The following is a 23416-nucleotide window of genomic DNA, read 5'->3' as shown; positions in this document are numbered from 1 at the left end:
TCAAACACAAACACAAACACAAAGTGCCACCCAGTTTGCTGCGCGACAGCGCGGCGTCGAAGACGTGGCGGACCCTCCTACAGATTTATAGTTATGCGTTGCTTGGCCTCCGTTCTTTGCGTCGATACGGAAATACGTCGATGACCTTCCCGTCACGAATCGCTTGCTGCAGGCTTTTCCAGTAGTCCGCGTCGTACAGTTCGCCATGCAGTTTGGCGAACAACAGACGCTGGCCCAGGTCAGCGAACAGGAACGGCGGAAACTCTTCCGGGAAGACGTCTAGCGGACCAATTGAGTACCAAGGCTCGGAAGACATTTCGTCCTCGGGTGTGCGCGGCTCCGGGATGCGGCGGAAGTTGGCCTCGGTCAAAAAACAGATTTCGTCGTAATCGTAGAACACCACACGTCCGTGGCGGGTTACTCCGAAGTTCTTCAGCAGCATGTCCCCGGGGAAGATATTTGCCGCCGCCAGTTGCTTGATCGCCAGCCCATAATCCTCCAGCGCCTCGTGCACTTGAGCGTCGTTGGCGTTTTCCAAATACAGGTTCAGCGGGGTCATTCGCCGCTCGGTCCAGCAGTGGCGGATCAATACGCTGTCGCCCTCCACCTGGACCGTCCTCGCGGCCACGTCCAGGAGTTCGGCGAGGCATTGCGGGTCGAACTTGCTCAGCGGAAAACGGAAATCGGCGAACTCTTGGGTATCGGCCATGCGCCCTACCCGATCAACTGTTTTGACCAGCCGGTATTTTTCAATCACCGTCGCCCGATCAACGTTTTTCGACGGTGAAAATCTGTCCTTGATGATCTTGAACACCGTGTTAAAGCCCGGAAGCGTAAACACGCTCATGACCATACCGCGCACGCCCGGGGCCATGATGAAGCGGTCGTCGGTGCTGGCCAGGTGATTGATCAAGGCCCGGTAAAACTCGGATTTACCGTGTTTGTAAAAGCCGATTGAGGTGTACAACTCGGCAATGTGCTTGCCCGGCAAAATGCGCTTTAAAAAGCCGACGAATTCAGCCGGCACCGGCACATCGACCATGAAATACGAACGGGTGAACGAGAAGATGATCGACACATCCGCTTCGTCGGTGATCAGTGCATCAATCTGAATACCCTGGCCTTCATGGTGCAACAGGGGAATCACCAACGGCCATTGCTCGTCGAGGGTGAAAATCCGCCCGACCAGGTACGCACCTTTGTTGCGGTACAGAATCGAAGAAAACAACTCAACCCTCAGCCCCGGATCCTTGCACACCCAATCGGGCAAGTTGTCGCGCAACTGCGCCTCCAAGCGCAGTATATCGCCCGGCAAATCAGCAAACGGAACCTCAAACCGGTATTGGGTAAAGACCTGCGAGAGCATCGTTGAAAAATCGCCCTGGGGTTTGTAAATACGGGTTTGCGCGGCTTTGCCTTGGTGATGCAGCGACGGCCGCGTGGTGTGGATGAACATGCACCCGTCGCTGATCAAGTCGTGGCTGAACAGCCCGCAAAATAGCGAGTTGAACCAGGTTTCTGCCAATTCGTCGTCGAACCGCAAATCTATCAGGTCGATGTAAGCGCTCTTGACCAGTGGCCAGCACGCCACGTCCAACAGGCTATCGGCGTCGAATTGAACGCGAAGGCGCGCCCCGGTTTCGCTGACCTTTTCTTCATACAGACTGATCCGAGCCGCCGACGCGCGCTGGGCTTCCTGCCACTGCGCTTGCTCGAAACGTGCCTTGGCGCCGTCGGCGATTTGCCGGAAATGATCACGATAATCGTCGAAACCATCGAGAATCATTTGCGCGATGTCGGCGGCGGGCCATTGTGGGGGCATGAAAAAGACCTCTGAGGGCGTTCAAAAAGTTGAGCTTAGTCAGCGGATTGCTCGCCAACAAGTGGGCGCCTACTGGCGCTCTGTAGATACCAACTTGTTGGCGAGACGCTATATCAAACGACGCGCGGCTTACGGAACACAAACACCAACCCAATGATGATCAGCAGCATCCCGAACAGGCTCAGCAGCGCGAGTCGGTTCCCAAAAATCAGGTAATCCATCACCGCCGTTACCGCTGGCACCAAATAGAACAGACTGGTCACGTTGACCAAATTGCCACGGGCGATCAGTCGATACAGCAGGAAAGTGGCCAGCACCGAAACCACCAGCCCCATCCACAGCACGGGCACGATAAAGCCGGTACTGAGTTCAAAGTGGAACGGTTGAAACGGCACGAACACTGAGCACAGCAGCAGCCCGGCAAGGTATTGCACCGGAAGGGTTCCGAGTGGGTTGTCGGTGATGCGTTTCTGCATGATCGAGCCAAAGGTCATGCTTGCCAGCGCCAGCAATCCAAACACCATGCCCGCCAATGACATCCCGCCTAGACCGATGCCTTGATACACCACCAACACCAAGCCGGTCAGGCCCAGACTCAAGCCGAACAAACGCGTCCATGAGCGACTGCGCTCCATCACCACCGCAGTCAGGATCGGCTGCACGCCCATGATGGTGGCCATCACGCCAGGCGTGACTTTGAGGTCCAACGCCAGCAGATAGAAAATCTGATAAGCGCCCAACAACACCGCACCGGTCGCGGCGGCATACAGCAGCGGTTTACGGGCGCGGGGTAATTTGAAGCCCAGCAGCGGAATCAGAATGGCCAGCGCCACCAGCGCCAAGGAGAAACGCACCAGCAGAAAAGCGAACGGCGCGGCGTGGGCCAAGCCCCATTTGGAAAATATTGCGCCGCTGCTCCAGAGCAAAACGAACAGCGTGGTTGTGGCCATTGAGGCCAACGCATCGCGGGAAAAAAACATGAGTGCCACCTGTGATTCAAGCGCGCTAGATGCGCGACATCACGACTCGGTTTGATCGAATCAGTGAGTGTATGAATGGTTGTGCGGGCGCAGGTATCGGCGAAAGAAGCCGATCAGCCCAGCAAGACGACGCTTGGCGGTGCAGCAATGCACGCTACCGGGCCGGTCACAGGTGAAGGTGGCGGGTAATGACTGCGGAAGATCAACTGCTGACACCCACGCGGTTCGGCAACAGCGAAGGCTGCGGCGGCGAACAGGAATTCGATGTGGGAAGCAGGCATGGTGCACTTCTTCGTTGGAATGGGGTTGGGTGCTGGCTGATGAGCACCGACGCCGACTATAGCCAGCGTCCGGTGCATTGTGCAATCAGGTTTTCAGCCAAACAGCCAATAACCGAGCAAGGTAAACACAATGATCGCCAGCACTGGACGCATTGCCCGGTAGCCCTTGGGATAACGGCGCTTCAACTTTTTCACGCCACCGCTGAAGCTGTTGCTGAAACGTTTGCTGTAGGCGTACGCCTGATTGATGCCGCCGACCCGTTCATCGTCGAGATTCTGCGGCGCGGTAGCGCGACCCAGAAACGCGCTCATCGAACGATTGATCCGGGTCATGAGCTTCGATTTCAAAGGCCGCTCGACGTCACAGAACAGAATCACCCGGGTCTGCGCGGTCTGATTCTTGACCCAATGCACGTAGGTCTCATCGAACATAACGTCTTGACCGTCGCGCCAGGCATAGACCTGACCGTCGACATAGATGCGGCAGTCATCGGAGTTCGGTGTCGACAAGCCTAAGTGATAACGCAGCGAACCGGCGAACGGGTCGCGGTGTGGGTTGAGATGGCTGTCACCCGGCAACAGCGCAAACATTGCACCTTTGACGTTGGGGATTCGGTTAACCAGCTCGACCGTCTTCGGGCACAGCAGCTCGGCGGACGGCAAGGCTTTGTCGTACCACTTGAGGTAAAAACGCTTCCAGCCTTTCTTGAAGAACGAACCGAAGCCGGCGTCGTTGTCCTTGGCAGCAGCGCGTATATAACCTTCGTCGAACAAATGCATGGCTTCGTCGCGGATGATTTCCCAGTTGTCCTTGAGCAAGTCCATTTCAGGGAACTTGCTGCGGTCCAGATAAGGCTTCGAGGGCACGCCGGAGAACAGATACATCAAGGCGTTGTAGGGCGCGAACAGCGCGGAATGGTTGACGAACTGACGCAACAACGGCAGCCGGGCCTTACCGCGCAGGTGGACGTACAGCGTGCTCCCCAGGAAGAGCATCAAAATCGATGCCTTGGCAGCAAAAGAAAAGGTCATGAAACACTCCTGAAAAATAGGCAAATAACTGCACTACGCGGCACTGTTCTGATTAGTGATCCCGAGGGCTGTCGCCAGGGGCAACCGCCTTCTGCATTGCGTCTTCGCGAAATGCACACTGAAGCGGATTTGAAGCCGGCCATGATAAGCCTTCAGGAGCCAGGTAAAAAGCAGCCTGTTAACAACGAACCGTTACTGCTGGTTTTCCTGATCAGTGAACAAGTCACTGAATAGCATGCTCGACAGGTAGCGCTCACCCGAATCCGGCAGAATCACGACGATGGTTTTACCCTGCATTTCCGGGGTTTCGGCCATCCGCACCGCCGCCGCCATGGCCGCGCCACAGGAAATACCGCACAAAATTCCTTCTTCACGCATCAGACGCAGGGCCATGGCCTTGGCCTCCTCGTCCGTAACGAGTTCGACCCGATCAATAACGGAAAGATCAAGATTCTTGGGGATGAAACCGGCGCCGATGCCCTGAATCTTGTGGGGGCTGGGGGTGATGTCTTGCCCGGCCATGGCCTGGGTAATGATCGGCGACACGCTGGGTTCTACGGCTATCGACAAAATCGGCTTGCCCGCCGTGTTTTTGATGTAGCGCGAGATACCGGTAATGGTGCCGCCAGTACCGACGCCCGCGACCAGCACATCAATGGCACCGTCGGTGTCGTTCCAGATTTCCGGGCCGCTGGTCTTCTCGTGAATCGCCGGGTTGGCCGGGTTATCAAACTGTCCCGGCATGAAGTAGCTCGACGGATCGCTGGCGAGCAGTTCTTCAGCTTTGGCAATTGCGCCCTTCATCCCTTTGGCAGGCTCGGTCAGCACCAACTCGGCGCCCAACGCCTTGAGCACCTTGCGTCGCTCGATGCTCATCGATGCGGGGGTCAGCACCAGTTTGTAACCCCGTGCGGCGGCAACGAATGCCAGGCCGATGCCGGTGTTACCCGAGGTCGGCTCAACGATGGTCATGCCGGGTTTGAGTTTGCCACTGCTTTCAGCGTCCCAAATCATGCTGGCACCGATGCGGCACTTAACCGAATAACCGGGGTTGCGCCCTTCGATCTTGGCCAGGATAGTGACCCCGCGTGGTGCAATACGGTTGATCTGAACCAGCGGCGTGTTGCCGATGGAATGGGCGTTATCAGCATAAATGCGGCTCATGGCAGTGTCCTTGTGCACGTTATCGAATGGGCAAAGCCTATGCCCCCAACTTGCGTGCGTCCAGTGCAGCGAACGGATGCCAAACCGGGCAGTCAACAGCTTACGCAAACGGAGGCTTTGATCATGAAACGTCGCTATAGCGTCGCGCTGTGGACTGTCCTGGGTATCATAGTCTTGCTGGTTGTGGTGCAAATCGCCCTGCCCTATGTGGTGCGCAACTACCTGAACGAAAAACTCGCCGACATGGGCGATTACCGCGGTCAGGTCACCGATGTAGATTTAGCCTTGTGGCGTGGCGCTTATAAAATCAACGGCCTCGATATTGTGAAAGTCTCCGGCAACGTGCCTGTTCCGTTCGTCAAAATCCCCGTCATCGACTTGGCAGTGAGCTGGCACTCTTTGTGGTACGACCACGCCGTCGTAGCGCGCGTGCGCTTTGTCAGCCCCGAGCTTAACTTCGTCGACGGCGGTGACAACAAGGAGGCGTCGCAAACCGGTCAGGGCACCGATTGGCGCGCCCAGCTGAACAAACTGTTGCCCATCACCCTCAACGAAGTTCGTATCAGTGACGGCAAAATCACTTTCAACAATTTCACCTCCACTCCGAAAGTCAAAATCGAAGCCGATAAAGTCAACGCCAGCTTGTACAACCTGACCAACGTGGCGGACGCCAAAGGCCAGCGTGAGGCCCGGTTTTCAGGCAAAGCCTTGCTGATGGGCAAGGCGCCTTTGGACACCGCCGCCACGTTTGATCCGTTCAGTAATTTCGAAGATTTCGACTTCCGCCTGCGCGCGACCGGAATCGAACTGAAAAGCCTCAACGATTTTGCGTCTGCCTACGGAAAATTCGATTTTAACGCTGGTAACGGCGATGTGGTGATCCAGGCCAAAGCGGTCAAGGGTCAACTCAGTGGCTACATCAAACCGCTGCTGCGCAACGTCGAAGTGTTCAACTGGCAGCAGGATGTGGAAAACCAGAACAAGAGCTTTTTCCGCTCAGTCTGGGAAGCCGTGGTCGGCGCCAGCCAGGCGGTGCTGAAGAACCAGAACAAAAACCAGTTTGCGACCCGTGTTGACCTCAGTGGCAGTGTGCACAAACAGGACATCAGCGCGTTTCAGGCGTTTTTGCAGATCCTGCACAACGGTTTTATCCAAGCGTTCAATACTCGCTATGACAACGGTAAAACCCCGTGATCAAGGGTCAGCGTTTTTTGTCAACTGCTGGCGTGCTTGGGGTTGAATACTGCGTCGTGTCTTCCGCAACCAAGCGCAGCTTTGGCGCTTGGCGCTGCAGTGCGTCCCAGCCCAGACAGGCCAACGCCAAGGTCCGCGGTGTGGGCTCTCGGGCATTGCTGTAACGGGAGATGCTTCGCGCACTCACGCCCAACGCTTGCGCGGCTTGCGCCAAGGGCAAACCGGTACGGGCACGCCAACCGATGAAGATGCGGGTGTTTTCGTCCGTTGTTGCCTGAGCTTGCGCGTCGAGGTAAAGGGTATCGGCGCCGAGCTGGATATCCAGCTCGGGCCATTCCACGGTCCAGCCATCATCACCCAGTTGCGCGCCGACAAAAGCGCCGTCGCGCGTTAACGGCTGTAAACCGGGGTAATCGGCCAAGTCAGCGGTGAGGTCCAGAATGAAGTGTTGACCGTCAATAAACGTCAACGCCAACCGGTTATCACGGGTCGCCTGCACAGCCTGCAGACGGGGGCGTTTCATGGATGCCATAGCGTCCATTCCTCCATCAATTGTTGTTGGTGAGCCCGTATCCAATCCAACGCTTCCGGCAGCACTACGGCGGGAGCATGCCCTCGTATCGCCACGACTGAGCGCAGGCCGATCAACACATCGATACCGCCACCGGTCAGGTGAACATGAGGTGGCAGAGGGTCCTTCTCGCGCAATTGGATACGGTATTTCTCGCGAAATCGGTATTTGGTCGACATGCGACACAAGGTATAGCCAAGTTAGCTATACCTCAATAATGGCAGACCGTTGAACTGAGTCAAAGTGTGACACGGCATTCAGAGACTGAATGCCGCGTCTGCGTTCACAGTCGCCCGACCTGCGCGTTATAGTCCGCACATTGAGCAACCCCTTATTACGCCCTTTGCGGCGACTCCGTTCGAGGATTTCAAAATGAAGTTTGAAGGCACCAGCGCCTACGTCGCCACCGACGACCTGAAGCTTGCGGTCAACGCAGCCATCACTCTGGAACGCCCCCTGCTGGTCAAAGGCGAACCTGGCACCGGCAAAACCATGTTGGCCGAGCAACTGGCTGAATCTTTCGGTGCCCGCCTGATCACCTGGCACATCAAGTCCACCACCAAGGCGCATCAAGGCCTCTACGAGTACGACGCGGTGAGCCGCCTGCGCGATTCGCAACTGGGTGTGGATAAAGTCCACGACGTGCGCAATTACTTGAAGAAAGGCAAACTCTGGGAAGCCTTTGAAGCCGAAGAGCGGGTCATTTTGCTGATTGATGAAATCGACAAGGCCGACATCGAATTCCCCAACGATCTGCTGCAAGAACTCGACAAGATGGAGTTCTACGTTTACGAGATCGACGAGACGATCAAAGCGAAAATCCGTCCGATTATCATCATTACGTCAAACAATGAAAAAGAGCTGCCAGACGCGTTCTTGCGCCGCTGCTTCTTTCATTACATCGCCTTCCCGGATCGCGTCACCCTGCAAAAGATCGTCGACGTGCATTACCCGAACATCAAAAAAGAGTTGGTCAGCGAAGCCCTCGACGTGTTCTTCGACGTGCGCAAAGTTCCCGGTTTGAAGAAGAAACCGTCGACCTCGGAACTGGTCGACTGGCTGAAGTTGTTGATGGCCGACAACATTGGTGAAGCGGTGCTGCGTGAGCGTGATCCGACCAAAGCCATTCCGCCGCTGGCGGGTGCGCTGGTCAAGAACGAGCAAGACGTTCAGCTGCTCGAACGCTTGGCCTTCATGAGCCGTCGCGTTAACCGCTGAATCTGAACCACGCTGCCCGAACCGCTCAGCGTCCAGACACACGACATCAAGGGCGACAGCCATGCTGCTCAACCTGTTCAATGAAATGCGCGCAGCCAAAGTGCCGGTCTCGGTGCGGGAGCTGCTCGATTTGATCAATGCGCTTAAACAGCGAGTGACCTTCGCTGACATGGACGAGTTCTACTTTCTCGCCCGCACGATTCTAGTCAAGGATGAACGCCACTTCGACAAATTCGACCGGGCGTTCGGCGCCTATTTCAACGGCCTCGAAAAACTCGACGATCATCTAAAAGCGCTGATTCCCGAAGATTGGTTGCGCAAGGAATTCGAGCGCTCGTTGAGTGAAGAGGAACGTGCGCAGATCCAGACCTTGGGTGGCCTGGACAAGCTGATCGAGGAGTTTAAGAAACGCCTGGAAGAGCAAAAAGAACGTCACGCCGGTGGCAATAAATGGATCGGCACTGGCGGCACTAGCCCTTTCGGTTCAGGCGGGTATAACCCGGAAGGCATTCGGGTCGGCGACGCGGGCGCACGCCAGGGTAAAGCGGTAAAAGTCTGGGAGCAACGCGAATACAAAAACCTCGATGATTCGGTGGAGCTGGGTACCCGCAATATCAAGATTGCCCTGCGTCGCTTACGCAAATTTGCCCGTCAGGGTGCGGCTGAAGAACTCGACATCGACGGCACCATCGACCACACCGCCCGCGACGCCGGCTTGCTGAACATCCAAATGCGCCCGGAACGCCGCAACACCATCAAGTTGCTGTTGCTGTTCGACATCGGCGGCTCAATGGACGCCCACGTCAAAACCTGTGAAGAACTGTTTTCCGCGTGCAAGACCGAGTTCAAACACTTGGAGTACTTTTACTTTCACAACTTCATTTATGAATCGGTGTGGAAAAACAATCTGCGCCGCAGCTCAGAATCCACCGCCACTCAGGATTTGCTGAACAAATACGGCGCCGACTACAAAGTAATCTTCATCGGCGACGCCGCCATGGCGCCCTACGAAATTACCCAAGCAGGCGGCAGCGTCGAACACTGGAACGAAGAGCCCGGCTACGCCTGGATGCAGCGTTTCAAAGAGAAATACAAAAAGCTCATCTGGATCAATCCGTATCCGAAAGACACTTGGGCCTACAGCACATCGACCAACATCGTCCGAGACTTGATCGACGATCAGATGTATCCACTGACGTTGCGCGGGCTGGAAGAAGGGATGCGGTTTTTGGCAAAGTGAACCTATAAATCCCCTGTAGGCGCTGCCGAAGGCTGCGATAGATTTTTCAGCACCTACTATTTCGTGTCGGCCTAAGTCTCTGTGTGAGTTGCCAACGAAAGCGTCCTTGCAGTCAACCCAGGTTTCAGATCGACATCGGCGGCGCGATGACGGGCCTCTTCGCAGGCAAGCCTGCTCCCACAGTCTCTGCGGCTGCTCGCTACCAACCGTGCCAATTAAATCCCAAAGCCGTACCGGCTTCGCAGCTTCGGCAGTCTTGTGTTGTTTATTTCAGTTGGCAAATCCAACGGCAACATGTCTCTCACTACAGCGACATTTAACTTAATCAAATCCACAGGACCACTCTCCTGCGGACGCAGTTGTGCGCCGCATGGGAGCAACTGGCAAGTCAGTTAATGCAATGTCTTTTTTGAACACAGAAGAGATCGAGACCGAAATCGCGCAGCCGCAATACACTGTCTTGCCGGACAAACTGAATACCATGACTGGAACGTTAGACAATGATCTGGATGTGAAGTACTACACCTTCACCGCTGTTCGGGGTCAGAAGGTGATGATTCACGAACTCGGTAGAACATCTGCGAACTCGCCGTGGAAGATTGAATACAAAACCGACAAGGATTAACGTACGCACACTCTGTAGAGCCAACTTGTTGGCGAGAGAGGTTACCTGACAACCACATCATTCCTTCGCCAACAAGTTGGCTCCTACAGTCGAGGAGATTAACTTGGACCGCTAAACACCTGCAAATACCGCACCTGTTGTTGATGCGCGGTGTTTTGGACTATTGGCTTTAAGCGGATAACGCTGCCCGGCAGGCATTGCGCCAATCTCGCCAACGACAACGGTGTCAACGCGCCCAGTCGGGGATAGCCGCCGATGGTTTGTCGGTCGTTGAGCAGGACGATGGGTTGGCCGTCGGGGGGGATTTGTAGGGCGCCCAAAGGGATGCCTTCGGAAATCATCGGCGAGCCCAGATAGGTCAACGCAGGTCCCAATAAACGAATGCCCATGCGGTCGGCGCGGGTGTCGAGGGTCCAGTCGCTGTTGAAGGCGTCGAACAGGCTTAATCCGCTGAATTGGCCAATTTGAGCGCCCAGTACGACGTCTAAGGGAGTGCTTACAGCAAAATCTGGAATCTGTTGATTGGGTAATGCTTGCAGCACGAAAGCCGCGCCGGAGTAGCTTAACCGGTCACCTTTGCCCAGCGGCTTACCCAAGCCATCAAGACCGCCGAGTGCTTCGCGTACCACGGTCGAGCAACTGCCCAACACCGCTGGCGCAGTGAAACCACCCGGTGCCGCCAAATAGGCACGTGCACCGACGATGGGCCGGTTAAAGCGTAATCGCTGGCCTTTGCCCATAAAAAAACTGCGCCATGGCTTAAGTGGCCGGCTGTCGAGCATGGCGTCGAGATCAGCACCCGCCAACGCCAGGCAGCAATCCTCCTCGGCGAGCAGGGTCATACCACCAAGGGTCACTTCGACCACGGCGGCGTCCAGCGGGTTGCCCAGCAGCTTATTGGCCAACGACATCGAGACCCAATCTGCCGCCCCGCCTTGGGTTACGCCCAAATGCCGCACGCCGAAACGACCGGCGTCTTGCAGCAGGCACAGCGGCGTACTGGTTTCGATCAACAACGCGCTCATGCTTGGCCCGTCAATGGCGTGTCGTCGCCACCCAAGCGAATAAACTCGGCATGGTCTATGGATGCAAAGCTCACGCTGTCGCCAGGCTGCATCAAGCTGTAACCCTCACGCTGCCGATCAAACAGAAGGCTGGGCGTGCGGCCGATCAAGTTCCAGCCACCGGGCGAGACCACGGGATAAGCAGCCGTCTGGCGTTCGGCGATGCCGACGCTACCCGCTGCGACGCGTTTGCGAGGGGTGTTCAAACGCGGTGCGGCAATGATTTCTTCGACCAGACCCATAAAGGCGAATCCTGGCGCAAAGCCCAGCGCGAACACCTGATACTCGCGCTGGCTGTGGCAGGCAATGACTTCACGGACGCTCAAGCCGCTGCGTTTCGCCAGCAAGCTCAGTTCAGGTCCGACGCTCGGGTCGTACCAGACCGGCAACACATGGTGCGTGCCATTGGCGTGTGGATCTGGGGCTAAATCGGTCAACGCGGCGTGTATCAACTCACGGGCTTGATTCGGGTTCAGCTGCGTCAGGTCGTAATGAACCATCAGCGTGGTGTAGGACGGCACTAAATCAATCAGAGTGCTTGCAAAGTGTTCGCGCAAACGCGCTACGGCGGCCAACATCCACGGCATGTTGGCTTGGTCGATGACCTCGAACAGCCTCACCATGAGGCAGTCGATGGCCACCACTTCGATCGGCACCTTCATGACGATCGCAGCTCACCCAGCGCCTGTCGAATGCGTTGCACGGCGGCCACCGAGCTGATGTTGTCGCCATGCACGCACAGCGTGTCGGTGGTCAGTAACAGGTCGCTGCCGTCCGACGCACGTAAGATTTCCCCACGCGCTAAGGTCAGTGCCTGGGCAATGATCGTTTCCGGGTCATGGTGAACAGCACCCGGCAATTGCCTTGAAACCAGATGGCCTGCAGGGTCGTACGCCCGGTCGGCGAAGGCCTCAAACCACAACTGCACGCCAAACTCATCGCCCAACGCTTGCGCCGCACTGTTATCGCGGGTGGACAACAACATCAGCGGTAAATGGACGTCGTAGCGGGCGATGGCCTGGATGACCGTACGCATCTGGTCGGGTTTGGCCATCATGTCGTTGTACATCGCCCCGTGGGGTTTAACGTAGTGCACGCGACTGCCTTGCGCCCGGCAAATACCGTCCAGCGCGCCGATCTGGTAATGCAGCAGGTCTTCAAGCTCGGCGGCGCTGCACGCCATGGAACGCCGGCCAAAACCGACCAGATCAGGGTATGCCGGGTGGGCGCCGATCATCACGTTATGGGACAGCGCTAGGCTTACGGTTTTGCGCATCACACTCGGGTCACCGGCGTGGAAACCGCAGGCGATATTGGCGCAGTCGATAAAGGGCATGACTTCAGCGTCCAGACCCATGGTCCAGGCGCCGTAGCTTTCACCGATGTCGCAATTCAATAACAGGCGGCGCAAAGGAAATCTCCTGTGTGCGTTGAATGGTTCAGGGGCATCTGAAGTCTTAACATTTGCGCAGGAGCTGCCGAGGCTGCGATAAGATTTTCAGTGCCTACCCTTTCGTGTCTGCCTAAGTCTGTGTGTGTGTGGGCTTGCCAACGAAAGCGTCAATGCAGGCACCCCGGATTTCTGATCGACGTCAGCGCTGCGATGACGAGGCTCTTCGCAGGCAAGCCTGCTCCCACAATGTCTGCGGCTGCTTGCTATCAACGGCGTCTGGAACCCACACCTATCGATCCCGCTCCAGCACAGGCGTTCTGCGCCGTCCGCCGAAAATCACCCAGCCGATTAGCAGGAAGAAGCTTTCTACGACCAACGCCAGTAGCAAGGCGCAGACGATGCCCCAGCCGATGACTTCCGGGACCAATAGCACTTGGTAGGTGTACGCATTTAACGTTTCCCGGCGAATGTCCGGGTTGGCGGAGGTCGCTACGTGCCAAGCGCGGGCGTACCACGGCGCTTGCATCGCTTGCCATTCCTGATCCAATGCCTGATTTCGCATCAGCAACTGGTTAAGGCTGTCAGCATCGCTGCGAAACACTGGGTCATCGCTGGCTCGGTAATGCGCAACCAACGCCTGCAAATCGCCGCTGAAGAATTGCTGTGCCGTGTCTTTGTAGCCTTTGAGGCCTTGTTGCGCCTCGATCATGTGCGCTTCTACGCGCTTGGTGTAATCGCTGATAAAACCGGGGATTTGTACCCCAATCAACAAGCCCGCCGTGAACAGCACTAATCGCAGATAGCTTCGCAGCATAGGTCCTTCTCCTTCAGGCTTTGCCGTGGGCCACGCGTTCGCCGCGACGCCATAAATCCCATTCTCCCGGCTCATACCGCGTCCAGGTTTCGTTCTCGGTCAGCGGTTCAGTCGCCATAACTGTGACAACGTCGTTGGCGGTAGTTTCAGCCTGGAAGTCGACAATCACGTCGACGTCCTTCAAGCGCGCCGGGCCGAAAGGTGCGCGACGGGTAATGTGGGCCAGCTTGGTGGAGCAAAAACAGAACAACCAGTCACCGTCGCTGAGCAGACAATTGAACACGCCTTTATTGCGATAGTCGGCACAGGCTTGCACCAGCGAAGGCAGTAACTGTTCGATCTCGACCGGTTCCGGGAACGCTTCACGGACTCGATTGAGCAGGTCGCAGAACGCCGCTTCGCTGTCGGTATCCCCCACCGGGCGATAAAACGTCGCACGAGGGTTGAAGTCCGCCAGTTGACCGTTATGTGCGAAGCACCAATTGCGACCCCACAGCTCACGGGCAAACGGATGGGTGTTGGCCAGGCAGACTTTGCCGACATTGGCCTGCCGGATATGGCCAATCACGACTTCGCTTTTGATCGGATAACGCTGCACCAGTTGCGCGACTTGCGATTCGCTGCTGGCAGCCGGGTCTTGAAACAGGCGCAAACCGCGTCCTTCGTAAAATGCGATGCCCCAGCCGTCGCGATGCGGTCCGGTTCGGCCGCCGCGCTGCATCAGCCCGGTGAAGCTGAACACGATATCGGTTGGGACGTTGGCGCTCATGCCCAATAGTTCACACATGTTCACTCTCGCTTCAATACGTTCAGCACTGCGGGGTGCGCCTGAGAGGATCAGGCGCGGCGCCAACGAAGCGATGGCTACAGGCGCGGCTCAACCCGTATACGGCTGCTGGCGCCTGGAAGTGCTGCGGGTTTGCGACCGTAACCGTCATCGTCGACCGGAGCAAAAGGTTCGTCAGCAACCGGCAAGGAGGCGCTTGGCTCAGTAGGCGCTTTGGGCTGGTTGGCCCGACGGCGTTTTTCGATGGGCCAGCGGATCAAGATGAAAATGACATATAGGCCTGCGGCGATCATGGCGTACATGGCCAAATCCGAGACCGCTCGCCAGATATTGGTATTGACCTTGAAGGCCAGATCCAGCGCAGTCATTGCCACGGCAGGCGCAAACTGTTCTTTCACCGGATCAATGATCGTAGGGCTGAACAGCAGCACCGCAACCAGTACCCGCAAGGGTTCACGCAGGAAGCGCCACATCCAACCGGTCATCTTGAACACGACCAATAGGCAGCCGAGTGCAGCAAAAGCATAAACGCCCCAGGCGATCAGGTAGTCGTTCTCGTTCATGACGTTCGTGGTAAGCCAGGCAAAGAGGCGCTTATGATAACGGCTTTTCGTTAGCCCGGCTTCCCCGACGTCAGTAATCGACTGCCGTTGACGGTAAGAACCAGCCAAGCCCTGGCCTTCCCGCGTTGCTAGCGGGGCCGATTGCCTTATAGAGAGTCCAGCATGCCGTCATCCAAACATCACGCCATCGCACCCATCGCGCGCAAGGACGAGGGCTCCGACCCTTACGCCTGGCTGCAAAATCGCGACACCGAAGAGGTGCTTGATTACCTCAAGGCCGAAAACGATTATCAGCACGCCGAACTGGCGGATCAGGACGCCTTGCGCGAGTCGCTGTTTCAGGAAATCAAAGCGCGCATTCTTGAGACTGACCTGTCGCTGCCCTCGCCGTGGGGGCCTTTCCTGTATTACACCCGCACCACCGAGGGCGACGAATACGCGCGGCACTATCGCTGCCCACGCCCGGCCGATGATTCATTGACCATCGATGAAAGTCAGCAAGCGTTATTGCTGGACCCCAACGTACTGGCCGCCGGTGGTTTCTTCTCCTTGGGCGCGTTCAGTATCAGTCCCGACCATCAACGGCTGGCCTACAGCCTCGATAGCAGCGGCGAAGAGGTGTATCAGCTGTTCGTCAAAGAACTGAGCACTGGCCAAGTGACCAGCCTGCCGTTCGAGGATTGCGATGGCAGCATGACCTGGGCCAACGACAGCCAAACGCTGTTTTTCGGTGAACTGGACGAGACCCATCGCCCACACAAGTTGTACCGCCACCGGCTAGGCAACGAGTCGGCGGACCTGGTGTTCAACGAGCCAGACGGTCGCTTCTTTCTGCATTGCTACCGCAGCAGTTCGGAACGGCAATTGGTGCTCTCGCTCAACAGCAAGACCACCAGCGAAGCCTGGGTGCTGGACGCGGAAAAACCGGAGCAGGCGTTTATCTGCCTCGCACCCCGTGTCGAGGGCCACGATTACTCCCCCGACCACGGCCAAATCGACGGCGTATGGACATGGCTGATTCGGAGCAATCAGGACGGTATCAATTTCGCCCTCTATCAAGCCGCCGAGCAAACCAGTGGCGTGCCGTCCCGCGACCAGTGGCACACCCTGGTTGCCCACAGCGACACGGTGATGCTCGAAGGCATCAGCTTGAACGCCAAAGGCATGACCTTGAGCCTGCGCGAAGGTGGGTTGCCAATTATCGAAGTCCACCCACGCAGCCAGCCTGCCTACCGCGTGCAATTGCCCGACGCGGCGTACAGCTTGCACGTGCAGGACACGCTGGAATTCAACAGCGACACGATTCGCCTGCGTTACCAATCGCTAAACCGTCCGTCACAAGTCCGTCAGTTGACCTTGGCCAGCGGCGAGCAAGTGGTACTTAAAGAAACCCCAGTTCTTGGCCCGTTTGACGCCGATGCTTACGTCAGTCAACGACTGTGGGCGACGGGCGTCGATGGCACCCAAGTGCCGATCAGTCTGGTGGTCAAACGCGAATTACTGGGTCAGACCACGCCACTGTACCTCTATGGTTATGGCGCCTACGGTGAAAGCCTTGATCCGTGGTTTTCTCATTCGCGCTTGAGCCTGCTGGATCGTGGCATCGCGTTTGCCATCGCGCATGTGCGTGGCGGTGGCGAATTGGGAGAAGGGTGGTACCGCGATGGCAAACAGGAACACAAACAGAACACCTTCAGCGACTTCATTGCCTGTGCTGAACACCTCGTCAGCAACGGCCTGACCAGCGCCGAGCAATTGGTGATCAGCGGTGGCAGCGCGGGCGGTTTGTTGATCGGTGCTGTCCTTAATCAACGCCCTGATTTATTCAAAGCAGCCATCGCTGAAGTACCGTTTGTCGACGTGCTCAACACCATGCTTGATCCCGATCTGCCGCTGACCGTTACTGAGTACGACGAATGGGGTAACCCTCAAGAAGCAGAGGTGTACGCACGCATCAAGGGTTACGCGCCGTATGAAAATGTCAGCGCTCAGGCTTACCCGGCGACCTTGGTGATAGCCGGCTACAACGACAGCCGAGTGCAGTATTGGGAAGCGGCCAAGTGGGTGGCAAAACTGCGCGCCACCAAAACCGACGACAACCTGTTGCTGTTGAAAACTGAACTGGGCGCTGGGCATGGCGGCATGAGTGGGCGCTATCAAGGCCTGCGTGATGTGGCGCTGGAATACGCATTTGTGTTCAGAGTGTTAGGTATTTGAATCTCTGTAGGAGGGTCCGCCACGTCTTCGACGCTGCGCTGTCGCGCAGCAAACTGGGAAGCACTTTGTGTGCTTCGAGATTGCAGCGTGTCAGGACGGAAGCCTTCCCGAATAAATTCGGTCCCACAGTTTTTCGCGCAATGCACACATTTGTAGACGCTGCCGAAGGCTGCGACAAGGGCCGAAGGACCTTCGCCAACAAGTTGGCTCAGATGGCCGCCTCCCTGTAGATCGCCAGTGAATTGAATATCGAATTGCGGAAAGAGGCCCCGTGAAACCATGCGGCCGAACGCAGGCGTTGCGTAGGGGGTGACGAGGCAAGGATGCCGAGTAAGCCGTGCGCGGCCAGGGATGGCCGCTCACGGCGACCGCCGGAGCGACGCCGGAGTGAGGGAAGACCGAGCCTAAGCGAGGTTCCGCATGGTGGGGCAAGCCCTTTTGGCGGGACCTTTTTGGCGTTTGAAAAAGGTTCCTCGCTGTAAAAGCGAAACCATAATTTCAGCAACCACAAAGGCCGGATATACACACAAAAACACAGCGCCAACCCGTTGTTTTTAAAAGATTAAAAAGTAGTTTGATAAGAGCGAACTTGTTCGCGAAGCGGCTTATCTCTGACACGCCGAATCAAATCGCCTCGCCAACAAGTTGGCTGTCTACAGATCGTAAACGCGCCGGTTTTCCCCTCCATCCAAACAAGACTGTTGAGCCATGTCAGAACCGACTTACCTGAACAAAGAAATTCGCGACCTGTTAATGGACTGCGGTCTGTTTAACACACTGCTGCCCGCTGACTTTCAGGCGGCGGCGGGTTATTTCAGCATCAGCGCCATCAATCAGGGCGAGGCGATTTTCCACGAGGGGGATGCGGGCAGTTTCATGTGCATCATCCACTCGGGCACGGTGTCGGTGCGCAAGCTCAACAGCAATGAACAACCGGTCGAGATCGCAACGTTACGCAAAGGCCGTGCGTTCGGTGAAATGGCGGTGCTGGATGGCGAACGTCGATCCGCCAGTTGCATCGCCGCCGCCGACTGTCAGCTGTTGAACCTGGGCAAGGACTCCTTGGACAAAATGCTCAATGAGGCTCCTAAGACTGCTGCGAAAATCATCCGCGCCATCGCCGTCGCGCTGTCCCGGAGGCTGCGTATGGCGGATGGGCAATTGCTTTCGCAGCAGGAATGATCGCTACGGATTTTTCGGCGGACCGACTTTATCCGGGCTGTTGGACACTTCGTTCTGTAGTCCCGGTAATGATGGGTCTTTCGGTGGCCCCGGGATGTCTATCTTCGGCAACAGCGGTGGATTTCCTTCATTGCCACCGGTGCGGGGAATGCTCGGTGGTGCGACTTGTGGATAGGGTGTCGGTGTTGCGGTACCCGGCGAACCAGGCTCCGCTGCACCGGGGCCTGTTTGCAGATTGTCTGCACCAATAGCAGTTACCGAGAGCGTCATCAGGACAATCGCCGTTAGAATAGAACACTTCATCAATGGCCTCCGATGTCTGCCTTATTTTAGTCCGGCTCAGGCTACTCCTTGCGCGACAAAGTTGCCCTCTGAAAAATCACCCTCTCGATGAGTTCTCCATGAAACGTTTCGTTCTACTCGACACCACTCCGATTCCCGATAATGGCGGTGCCTTGTGCCTGTTCGAGTACGGCGAAGATTTTGTGATCAAGATTCAGGGCGGCGATGGCGGCCAATTGATGAACACACGCATGCACGGCTCTGAAGATGCACTGGCCGAAATCCCCTGCAAAAAAGTCACCCACCGCGTGCTTCCACGGGTATTGATCGGCGGGCTGGGCATGGGTTTTACCTTGGCCTCTGCGCTTAAACATTTGGGCAAAAACGCGGAAGTCGTGGTGGCCGAATTGGTGCCAGGCGTGGTCGAGTGGAACCGTGGGCCGCTGGGTGAAAAAGCCGGCAATCCTCTGCTCGATCCTCGGGCAAAAATCGTGATTGAAGATGTCGCGCTGGTGCTCAAGAGCGAACCCAATGGTTTCGACGCCATCATGCTGGACGTCGATAACGGCCCGGAAGGCCTGACGCAGAAAGCCAACAGTTGGCTGTATTCGTCCGGTGGTCTGAGTGCGTGCGCCCATGCCTTGCGCCCCAAAGGCATTCTCGCCGTGTGGTCGGCCAGCGCTGACACCAAGTTCTCCGACAAACTACGCAAAGCCGGTTTTAAAGCTGAAGAAGTGCAAGTCTTTGCCCATGGCAACAAAGGCACGCGGCACACCATCTGGATTGCGGAAAAACTCAAAGGCTAAGCAGGGGCATGGCTTACCGGCGAACCGGTACGCCATGGGTTTTAAGCCCTCAGTGCAAGGCGCTTTCTCGGCTCTTTGCCACATCCGCCGGTTTGACCTGCGCGTCGTTTTGCCCAAAGCGACGCAATACAAAGGTGCTGACAGCTGCCAGCTCGACGTCGTTGTAAGCCCGTGCAAAGTCCGGCATTTTCTGATCAACCGGCGACATGACGAGGTTATGCCCGCTCAGCAGCGTCGCGACCAGGTTAGTGCCAGCAGGGTCATTGACGGTTTTCAGCCCTGACAGCGTGGCAACCGGGGTTTGGTTTCCGCTTCCGTCCAAGCGGTGGCACGCCGAGCACGCGTCGCTGAAAATCTTCCTGCCCAGCGCATAACTGCTGTCCATCGACGCCGCATTGATCGCAACTGCTGGGCGCGACACGCCTTCAGCGCGGGCGGTTGTGGTTTTGAGGTACACCGCTATCGCTTTCAAGTCAGCCGGATCGAGGTACTGCAAGCTGTGCTCGACCACATCCGCCATCGGTCCACCCGCTCCGCCGTAGCCCGGCGCATACCCTTGCGCCATATAGCTGATCAGCGCCTCATTTGGCCAAGCGCCGATGCCCCTTTTCACATCTGAGCTGATGTTATAAGCCTGCCAATTGCCCAGCAGATTGCCCGCCAGCGAGTGGCTGGCACTCACCGCCTGGAACAAATTGCGGGGTGAATGACATTCGCCGCAGTGCCCCGGCCCCTGGACCAGATAAGCACCGCGATTCCACTCTACCGATTGCTTGGCGTCCGGCGTGAACCGCTCATTGGCGTTGAACACCAGGTTCCAGAAGAACATCCCCCAGCGCTGATTGAACGGAAACGACAGTTCATTTTCCTGAGGCTTTTGCTGGACGGGCGCAAGGCTGAACAAGTACGCCTTGATCGCCAAAATGTCTTCACGGGGCATCAAGGTGTAGGACGTGTACGGAAAGGCCGGGTAGTAATGTTTCCCGTCCTTGCCGACGCCCTGCTGCAAAGCGCTGACAAACTCATCGTCGGTCCAGTTCCCAATCCCGGTGTCCTTGTCGGGCGTAATGTTCGGGGAGTACAGCGTTCCGAAGGGCAATTTAAAACCCAGTCCACCCGCGAAGGGTTTACCGCCGGGCGCCAGGTGGCAGGCCACGCAATCGGCGGCGCGGGTGAGGTATTCACCTTTGCTGATCAAGGTAGAATCGGCCGCATTGGCGGACAGCGCCAACCCAGCCGCCACGAAAGCAAACGCATACTTAACGACGTTCATGGCAGCTCCTCAGACGGTGAAATAACCGGCGCGGCTCAACGGCAAGCGTCGCACTCGAACCTGCGATGCGGCATAGAGCGCATTCATCAACGCCGGCGCAGCAGGCACGACGCCGGTTTCGCCGACACCCCCGGGGCTTTCGAGGCTGTTGATCAAGTGCACCTGAACCGGCGGCGCGTCGCTTATGCGAATCTGCCGATACTGGTTGAAGTTGTTTTGCACCACTTGGCCCTTTTCAATCAGGATCTCGTTGAACAACGCGGCCGACAGACCAAACAAGGTGCCGCCTTCAATTTGGGCCAACACTGACGTGGGGTTGTTGACAAAACCGCAATCGATGACCGACGTCAGGCGCTTGATCCGAAACCCGTGTTCGCCTTGCATCTCCAGCTCTACGACCGTCGCGATAAAACTGCCAAATACCGCGCTGACCGCCACACCGCGCCCTTGTCCAGCGGGCAGTGGTGTCTTCCAATCAGAGAGTTCCGCGACCCGTTTCAATACGGCCTGCGCACGCGGCTGGCTTTGCATCAAACTCAGGCGGAACTCAATCGGATCATCCTTGGCGTTGTGCGCCAGTTCGTCGATAAAAGACTCCACCGCGTAGGTGCTGCGCAGCGGTCCGACGCCCCGCCACCAGGACACCGGAATGGTCTTCGGCTCTTGCTGGATGTAGCGCACTTGCAGATGAGGGAGTTCGTAGACCGGATCGATAGCGACTTCGACCGCATCACCATCGACGCCACTGGCGGGTAATTTTCCTAGATACGCAGCGATGACCGAGGCACCAGCGATCCGGTGCTCCCAGCCAATCGGGCGAAGATTCGCATCCAACGCGGCATTCATCCGGTCAACGTAATGTGGGCGATAACGGTCGTGCGTCATGTCCTCTTCACGGCTCCAGATCAACTTGATCGGGTAGCTCAACTGACGGGCGATGTCCACGGCCTGGAAAATGAAGTCCGATTCCAGGCGACGGCCAAACGCGCCGCCGATCAATTGGTTGTGGATAACTACTTTTTCAAGCGGCATGCCGCTGATCTTGGCAGCACCGGCTTGAGCAAAGGTTGGCGCCTGACAACCCACCCACAACTCACAGGCATCAGCGCGCACATGGGCGACGCAGGTCATCGGTTCCAGCGGTGAATGGGACAGAAAGGGTTGTTCGTAAACCGCTTCGAAGTGATGAGCCGCAGACTTTAAGGTGGTTTCGATATCGCCGGTGCGCTTGGCAACCACGCCGTCCTTAGCGCTGGCGTCGAGCAAAGCCTTGTCCAACTGGGCCGAATCGATATTTGCGTTTGCGCCCAGGTCCCAGTCGATCACCAGCGCCTTGAGCCCTTGTTGGCAGGCCCAAAAATTACTGCCCGTCACCGCGACCGCATTGCTCAGACGAACCACATCGCGCACGCCCGGTACCGCTCGCGCCGCGCTGTCATCTACGCTGCGCAGCGTGCCGCCGAATACTGGGCAGGTCAGCGTGGACGCAACCGACATGTCAGGCAGTTGCAAGTCGATGGTGAACAACGCTTTGCCATTGACCTTGTCCGGCGTGTCGATGCGCTGCGTCGCGGTGCCTAATAACTTGAAATCGCTGATGGCTTTGAGCGCTACGTTCTGTGGCAGCGGCAGCGCGGAGGCCGCGTCGACCAGATCGCCATAGTCGGCGGCTTGCCCATTGGGCCCCACGACCCGACCGTTTTCCGCATGGCACTGGCTCGGTGCAACATGCCAGCGCATCGCCGCTGCTTGAATCAGCAACACGCGGGCACTGGCCCCGGCGCGGCGCAGCGGTTCCCAGGTGTAACGGGTTGAGGACGAGCCTCCGGTGGCCTGAAACTGCAACACCGTGTCGGTGTACAACGCGGCGTCGGGCGGCGCTTCTTCAAGGTCGATCTTGTCCAGACCAACTTCCAGTTCTTCGGCCACCATCATCGAAATGCCGGTATGAATACCTTGGCCCATCTCGATTTTTGGCGAAATAACCGTGACGCGGCCATCGTGGCCAACCCGCACGAACGCGCCGTAACCTTTACCCGCGTTGTCACCCAGGCGTGCTGCATCGGTGGCTTGAGCGGCAGCACTGCGTGCCATCAACGGTGGCAGCCACGTACTGATGACCAGCCCACCCAGCGAGAGCGCGCCGCCTTTGAGCAAGCCACGGCGCGAGACCGTCGAGGCAGGTCGATTTACATTGGACATGATCGATTCCTCAGGCTTGGCTGACGCTTTTGACGGCGGCGAGAATTCGCGTGTAGGTCGCGCAGCGGCACAGATTGCCGGCCATGGCCGTCACAATTTGCTCGTCATTGGCGTGGGGATTGGCTTGCAACAATGCCACTGCGGACATGATCTGCCCGGACTGGCAATAACCGCACTGCACCACTTCGTGTTCGAGCCAGGCTTTTTGGACTTTCTGGCCCACCGCCATCTTCTCGACACCTTCGATGGTAGTCACCGCATGACCCACCGCAGCGCTGACCGGCAGCACACAGGAGCGAACGGCCCGACCGTCAAGGTGTACCGTGCAAACGCCACACTGGGCGATACCACAACCGTATTTGGTGCCTGTCATCCCTAGCACATCACGCAATACCCACAGCAAGGGCATTTGCGCAGGGACGTCCACTTCATGTGGGACCCCGTTGATCGTTAGTGTTTGCATGGCAACCTCTGGCGTCAATCACGTGAGCCAAGCCGACTCAGGCCCAAAGTTTGCCATAAACATACCGATCACATGGGCCAAAAAAAATCTTTACGGGTCTTTGTCAGTTTTTTTTACATCCAAATGACTACTTTTCGAACCCGCGGCAAAGCAGTCGGTAAACCGGGCGTCGCGCGGCTCGTAACCCGCGCCGTGGTTGTCGGTATCAAAACTCGAAGGCTGATGACGTCGCAAAGCGCTAGA

At 57.2% G+C, this 23416-nt stretch carries 24 protein-coding genes; 7 read left to right on the top strand and 17 right to left on the bottom strand.

Annotated elements, in window-relative coordinates:
• Positions 1–91: 91 nt before the first annotated feature.
• From aceK to cysK, 5 genes are all read right to left on the bottom strand, one after another.
• Positions 92–1822, bottom strand: coding sequence for a bifunctional isocitrate dehydrogenase kinase/phosphatase (aceK, locus tag RHM59_RS25235; RefSeq protein WP_322285681.1), 1731 nt, complete (start codon positions 1820–1822; stop codon positions 92–94).
• Between the two features lie 113 nt (positions 1823–1935).
• Positions 1936–2802 (bottom strand): DMT family transporter, encoded by an 867-nt coding sequence (locus tag RHM59_RS25230; protein ID WP_322168201.1) that lies wholly within the window; start codon positions 2800–2802, stop codon positions 1936–1938.
• A 113-nt stretch (positions 2803–2915) separates the two neighbouring features.
• Positions 2916–3083, bottom strand: a complete 168-nt coding sequence (locus tag RHM59_RS25225; protein WP_322285680.1) for a hypothetical protein — start codon at positions 3081–3083, stop codon at positions 2916–2918.
• A gap of 93 nt (positions 3084–3176) precedes the next feature.
• The gene (locus tag RHM59_RS25220) at positions 3177–4115 is read right to left on the bottom strand and encodes an aspartyl/asparaginyl beta-hydroxylase domain-containing protein (RefSeq protein WP_322168199.1); all 939 of its coding nucleotides are present in this window, start codon (positions 4113–4115) and stop codon (positions 3177–3179) included.
• Between the two features lie 192 nt (positions 4116–4307).
• Positions 4308–5279, bottom strand: coding sequence for a cysteine synthase A (cysK, locus tag RHM59_RS25215; RefSeq protein ID WP_322285679.1), 972 nt, complete (start codon positions 5277–5279; stop codon positions 4308–4310).
• Between the two features lie 123 nt (positions 5280–5402).
• Here cysK and RHM59_RS25210 point away from each other — a divergent pair, with 123 nt between their 5' ends.
• The gene (locus RHM59_RS25210) at positions 5403–6473 is read left to right on the top strand and encodes a DUF748 domain-containing protein (RefSeq protein WP_322168197.1); all 1071 of its coding nucleotides are present in this window, start codon (positions 5403–5405) and stop codon (positions 6471–6473) included.
• A 7-nt stretch (positions 6474–6480) separates the two neighbouring features.
• On the opposite strand, the gene RHM59_RS25205 is transcribed toward RHM59_RS25210, so the two are convergent.
• Together RHM59_RS25205 and RHM59_RS25200 are read right to left on the bottom strand one after the other, a co-directional pair.
• A complete protein-coding gene (locus RHM59_RS25205) occupies positions 6481–6996 on the bottom strand; it encodes a DUF2442 domain-containing protein (RefSeq protein WP_322285678.1) in 516 nt (171 codons plus the stop codon).
• Positions 6993–7223 (bottom strand): DUF4160 domain-containing protein, encoded by a 231-nt coding sequence (locus RHM59_RS25200; protein ID WP_322285677.1) that lies wholly within the window; start codon positions 7221–7223, stop codon positions 6993–6995. Before RHM59_RS25200 ends, RHM59_RS25205 begins: the two co-directional genes overlap by 4 nt.
• A 193-nt stretch (positions 7224–7416) precedes the next feature.
• On the opposite strand from RHM59_RS25200, the gene RHM59_RS25195 reads away from it, so the two are divergent.
• From RHM59_RS25195 to RHM59_RS25185, 3 genes are all read left to right on the top strand, one after another.
• Complete coding sequence (locus RHM59_RS25195; RefSeq protein WP_322168194.1) at positions 7417–8262, top strand: MoxR family ATPase; 846 nt, start codon at positions 7417–7419, stop codon at positions 8260–8262.
• Between the two features lie 61 nt (positions 8263–8323).
• Positions 8324–9502, top strand: coding sequence for a VWA domain-containing protein (locus tag RHM59_RS25190; protein ID WP_322168193.1), 1179 nt, complete (start codon positions 8324–8326; stop codon positions 9500–9502).
• 361 nt (positions 9503–9863) lie between these two features.
• A complete protein-coding gene (locus RHM59_RS25185; RefSeq protein ID WP_322168192.1) occupies positions 9864–10127 on the top strand; it encodes a hypothetical protein in 264 nt (87 codons plus the stop codon).
• A gap of 98 nt (positions 10128–10225) precedes the next feature.
• Here RHM59_RS25185 and RHM59_RS25180 read toward each other — a convergent pair whose 3' ends face one another.
• From RHM59_RS25180 to RHM59_RS25155, 6 genes are all read right to left on the bottom strand, one after another.
• On the bottom strand, positions 10226–11152 hold the full coding sequence (locus RHM59_RS25180; RefSeq protein ID WP_322285676.1) for a biotin-dependent carboxyltransferase family protein: 927 nt from the start codon (positions 11150–11152) through the stop codon (positions 10226–10228).
• Positions 11149–11853: a 5-oxoprolinase subunit PxpB gene (pxpB, locus tag RHM59_RS25175; protein WP_322285675.1), complete on the bottom strand. Its 705-nt coding sequence runs from the start codon at positions 11851–11853 to the stop codon at positions 11149–11151. Before pxpB ends, RHM59_RS25180 begins: the two co-directional genes overlap by 4 nt.
• Positions 11850–12602, bottom strand: coding sequence for a 5-oxoprolinase subunit PxpA (locus RHM59_RS25170; protein ID WP_322168189.1), 753 nt, complete (start codon positions 12600–12602; stop codon positions 11850–11852). Before RHM59_RS25170 ends, pxpB begins: the two co-directional genes overlap by 4 nt.
• 271 nt (positions 12603–12873) lie before the next feature.
• Entirely contained in the window at positions 12874–13398 is a 525-nt protein-coding gene (locus tag RHM59_RS25165; RefSeq protein WP_322168188.1) for a DUF2937 family protein, read from the bottom strand.
• Between the two features lie 13 nt (positions 13399–13411).
• Positions 13412–14185, bottom strand: a complete 774-nt coding sequence (locus tag RHM59_RS25160) for a class II glutamine amidotransferase (RefSeq protein WP_322168187.1) — start codon at positions 14183–14185, stop codon at positions 13412–13414.
• A 77-nt stretch (positions 14186–14262) separates the two neighbouring features.
• Positions 14263–14748, bottom strand: a complete 486-nt coding sequence (locus RHM59_RS25155) for an MFS transporter (protein WP_322168186.1) — start codon at positions 14746–14748, stop codon at positions 14263–14265.
• A gap of 162 nt (positions 14749–14910) precedes the next feature.
• Here RHM59_RS25155 and RHM59_RS25150 point away from each other — a divergent pair, with 162 nt between their 5' ends.
• Both RHM59_RS25150 and RHM59_RS25145 read left to right on the top strand, forming a co-directional pair.
• Positions 14911–16965 (top strand): S9 family peptidase, encoded by a 2055-nt coding sequence (locus tag RHM59_RS25150; RefSeq protein ID WP_322168185.1) that lies wholly within the window; start codon positions 14911–14913, stop codon positions 16963–16965.
• A gap of 708 nt (positions 16966–17673) precedes the next feature.
• Positions 17674–18147: a cyclic nucleotide-binding domain-containing protein gene (locus RHM59_RS25145; RefSeq protein WP_322168184.1), complete on the top strand. Its 474-nt coding sequence runs from the start codon at positions 17674–17676 to the stop codon at positions 18145–18147.
• Between the two features lie 3 nt (positions 18148–18150).
• On the opposite strand, the gene RHM59_RS25140 is transcribed toward RHM59_RS25145, so the two are convergent.
• Positions 18151–18450 carry a hypothetical protein gene (locus tag RHM59_RS25140; RefSeq protein ID WP_322168183.1) on the bottom strand — a complete coding sequence of 100 codons (300 nt, stop codon included), beginning with the start codon at positions 18448–18450 and terminating at the stop codon, positions 18151–18153.
• A 98-nt stretch (positions 18451–18548) separates the two neighbouring features.
• On the opposite strand from RHM59_RS25140, the gene RHM59_RS25135 reads away from it, so the two are divergent.
• Positions 18549–19235 (top strand): hypothetical protein, encoded by a 687-nt coding sequence (locus RHM59_RS25135; RefSeq protein WP_322168182.1) that lies wholly within the window; start codon positions 18549–18551, stop codon positions 19233–19235.
• A gap of 49 nt (positions 19236–19284) precedes the next feature.
• Here RHM59_RS25135 and RHM59_RS25130 read toward each other — a convergent pair whose 3' ends face one another.
• Genes RHM59_RS25130 through RHM59_RS25120 form a run of 3 tightly spaced genes read right to left on the bottom strand, consistent with a single transcriptional unit; the run spans position 19285 to position 23173 of the window.
• Positions 19285–20508 (bottom strand): cytochrome c, encoded by a 1224-nt coding sequence (locus tag RHM59_RS25130; RefSeq protein WP_322285674.1) that lies wholly within the window; start codon positions 20506–20508, stop codon positions 19285–19287.
• A 9-nt stretch (positions 20509–20517) separates the two neighbouring features.
• Positions 20518–22710, bottom strand: a complete 2193-nt coding sequence (locus RHM59_RS25125; RefSeq protein ID WP_322285673.1) for a xanthine dehydrogenase family protein molybdopterin-binding subunit — start codon at positions 22708–22710, stop codon at positions 20518–20520.
• A gap of 10 nt (positions 22711–22720) precedes the next feature.
• Positions 22721–23173, bottom strand: a complete 453-nt coding sequence (locus tag RHM59_RS25120) for a (2Fe-2S)-binding protein (RefSeq protein ID WP_322285672.1) — start codon at positions 23171–23173, stop codon at positions 22721–22723.
• Between the last annotated feature and the right edge of the window lie 243 nt (positions 23174–23416).

Origin of the sequence: Pseudomonas sp. MH10, assembly GCF_034353045.1 — a bacterium.
Lineage (GTDB): Bacteria > Pseudomonadota > Gammaproteobacteria > Pseudomonadales > Pseudomonadaceae > Aquipseudomonas.
Note: the sequence above shows the minus strand (reverse complement) of the source record. Positions and strands in the feature narration are given on the sequence as shown.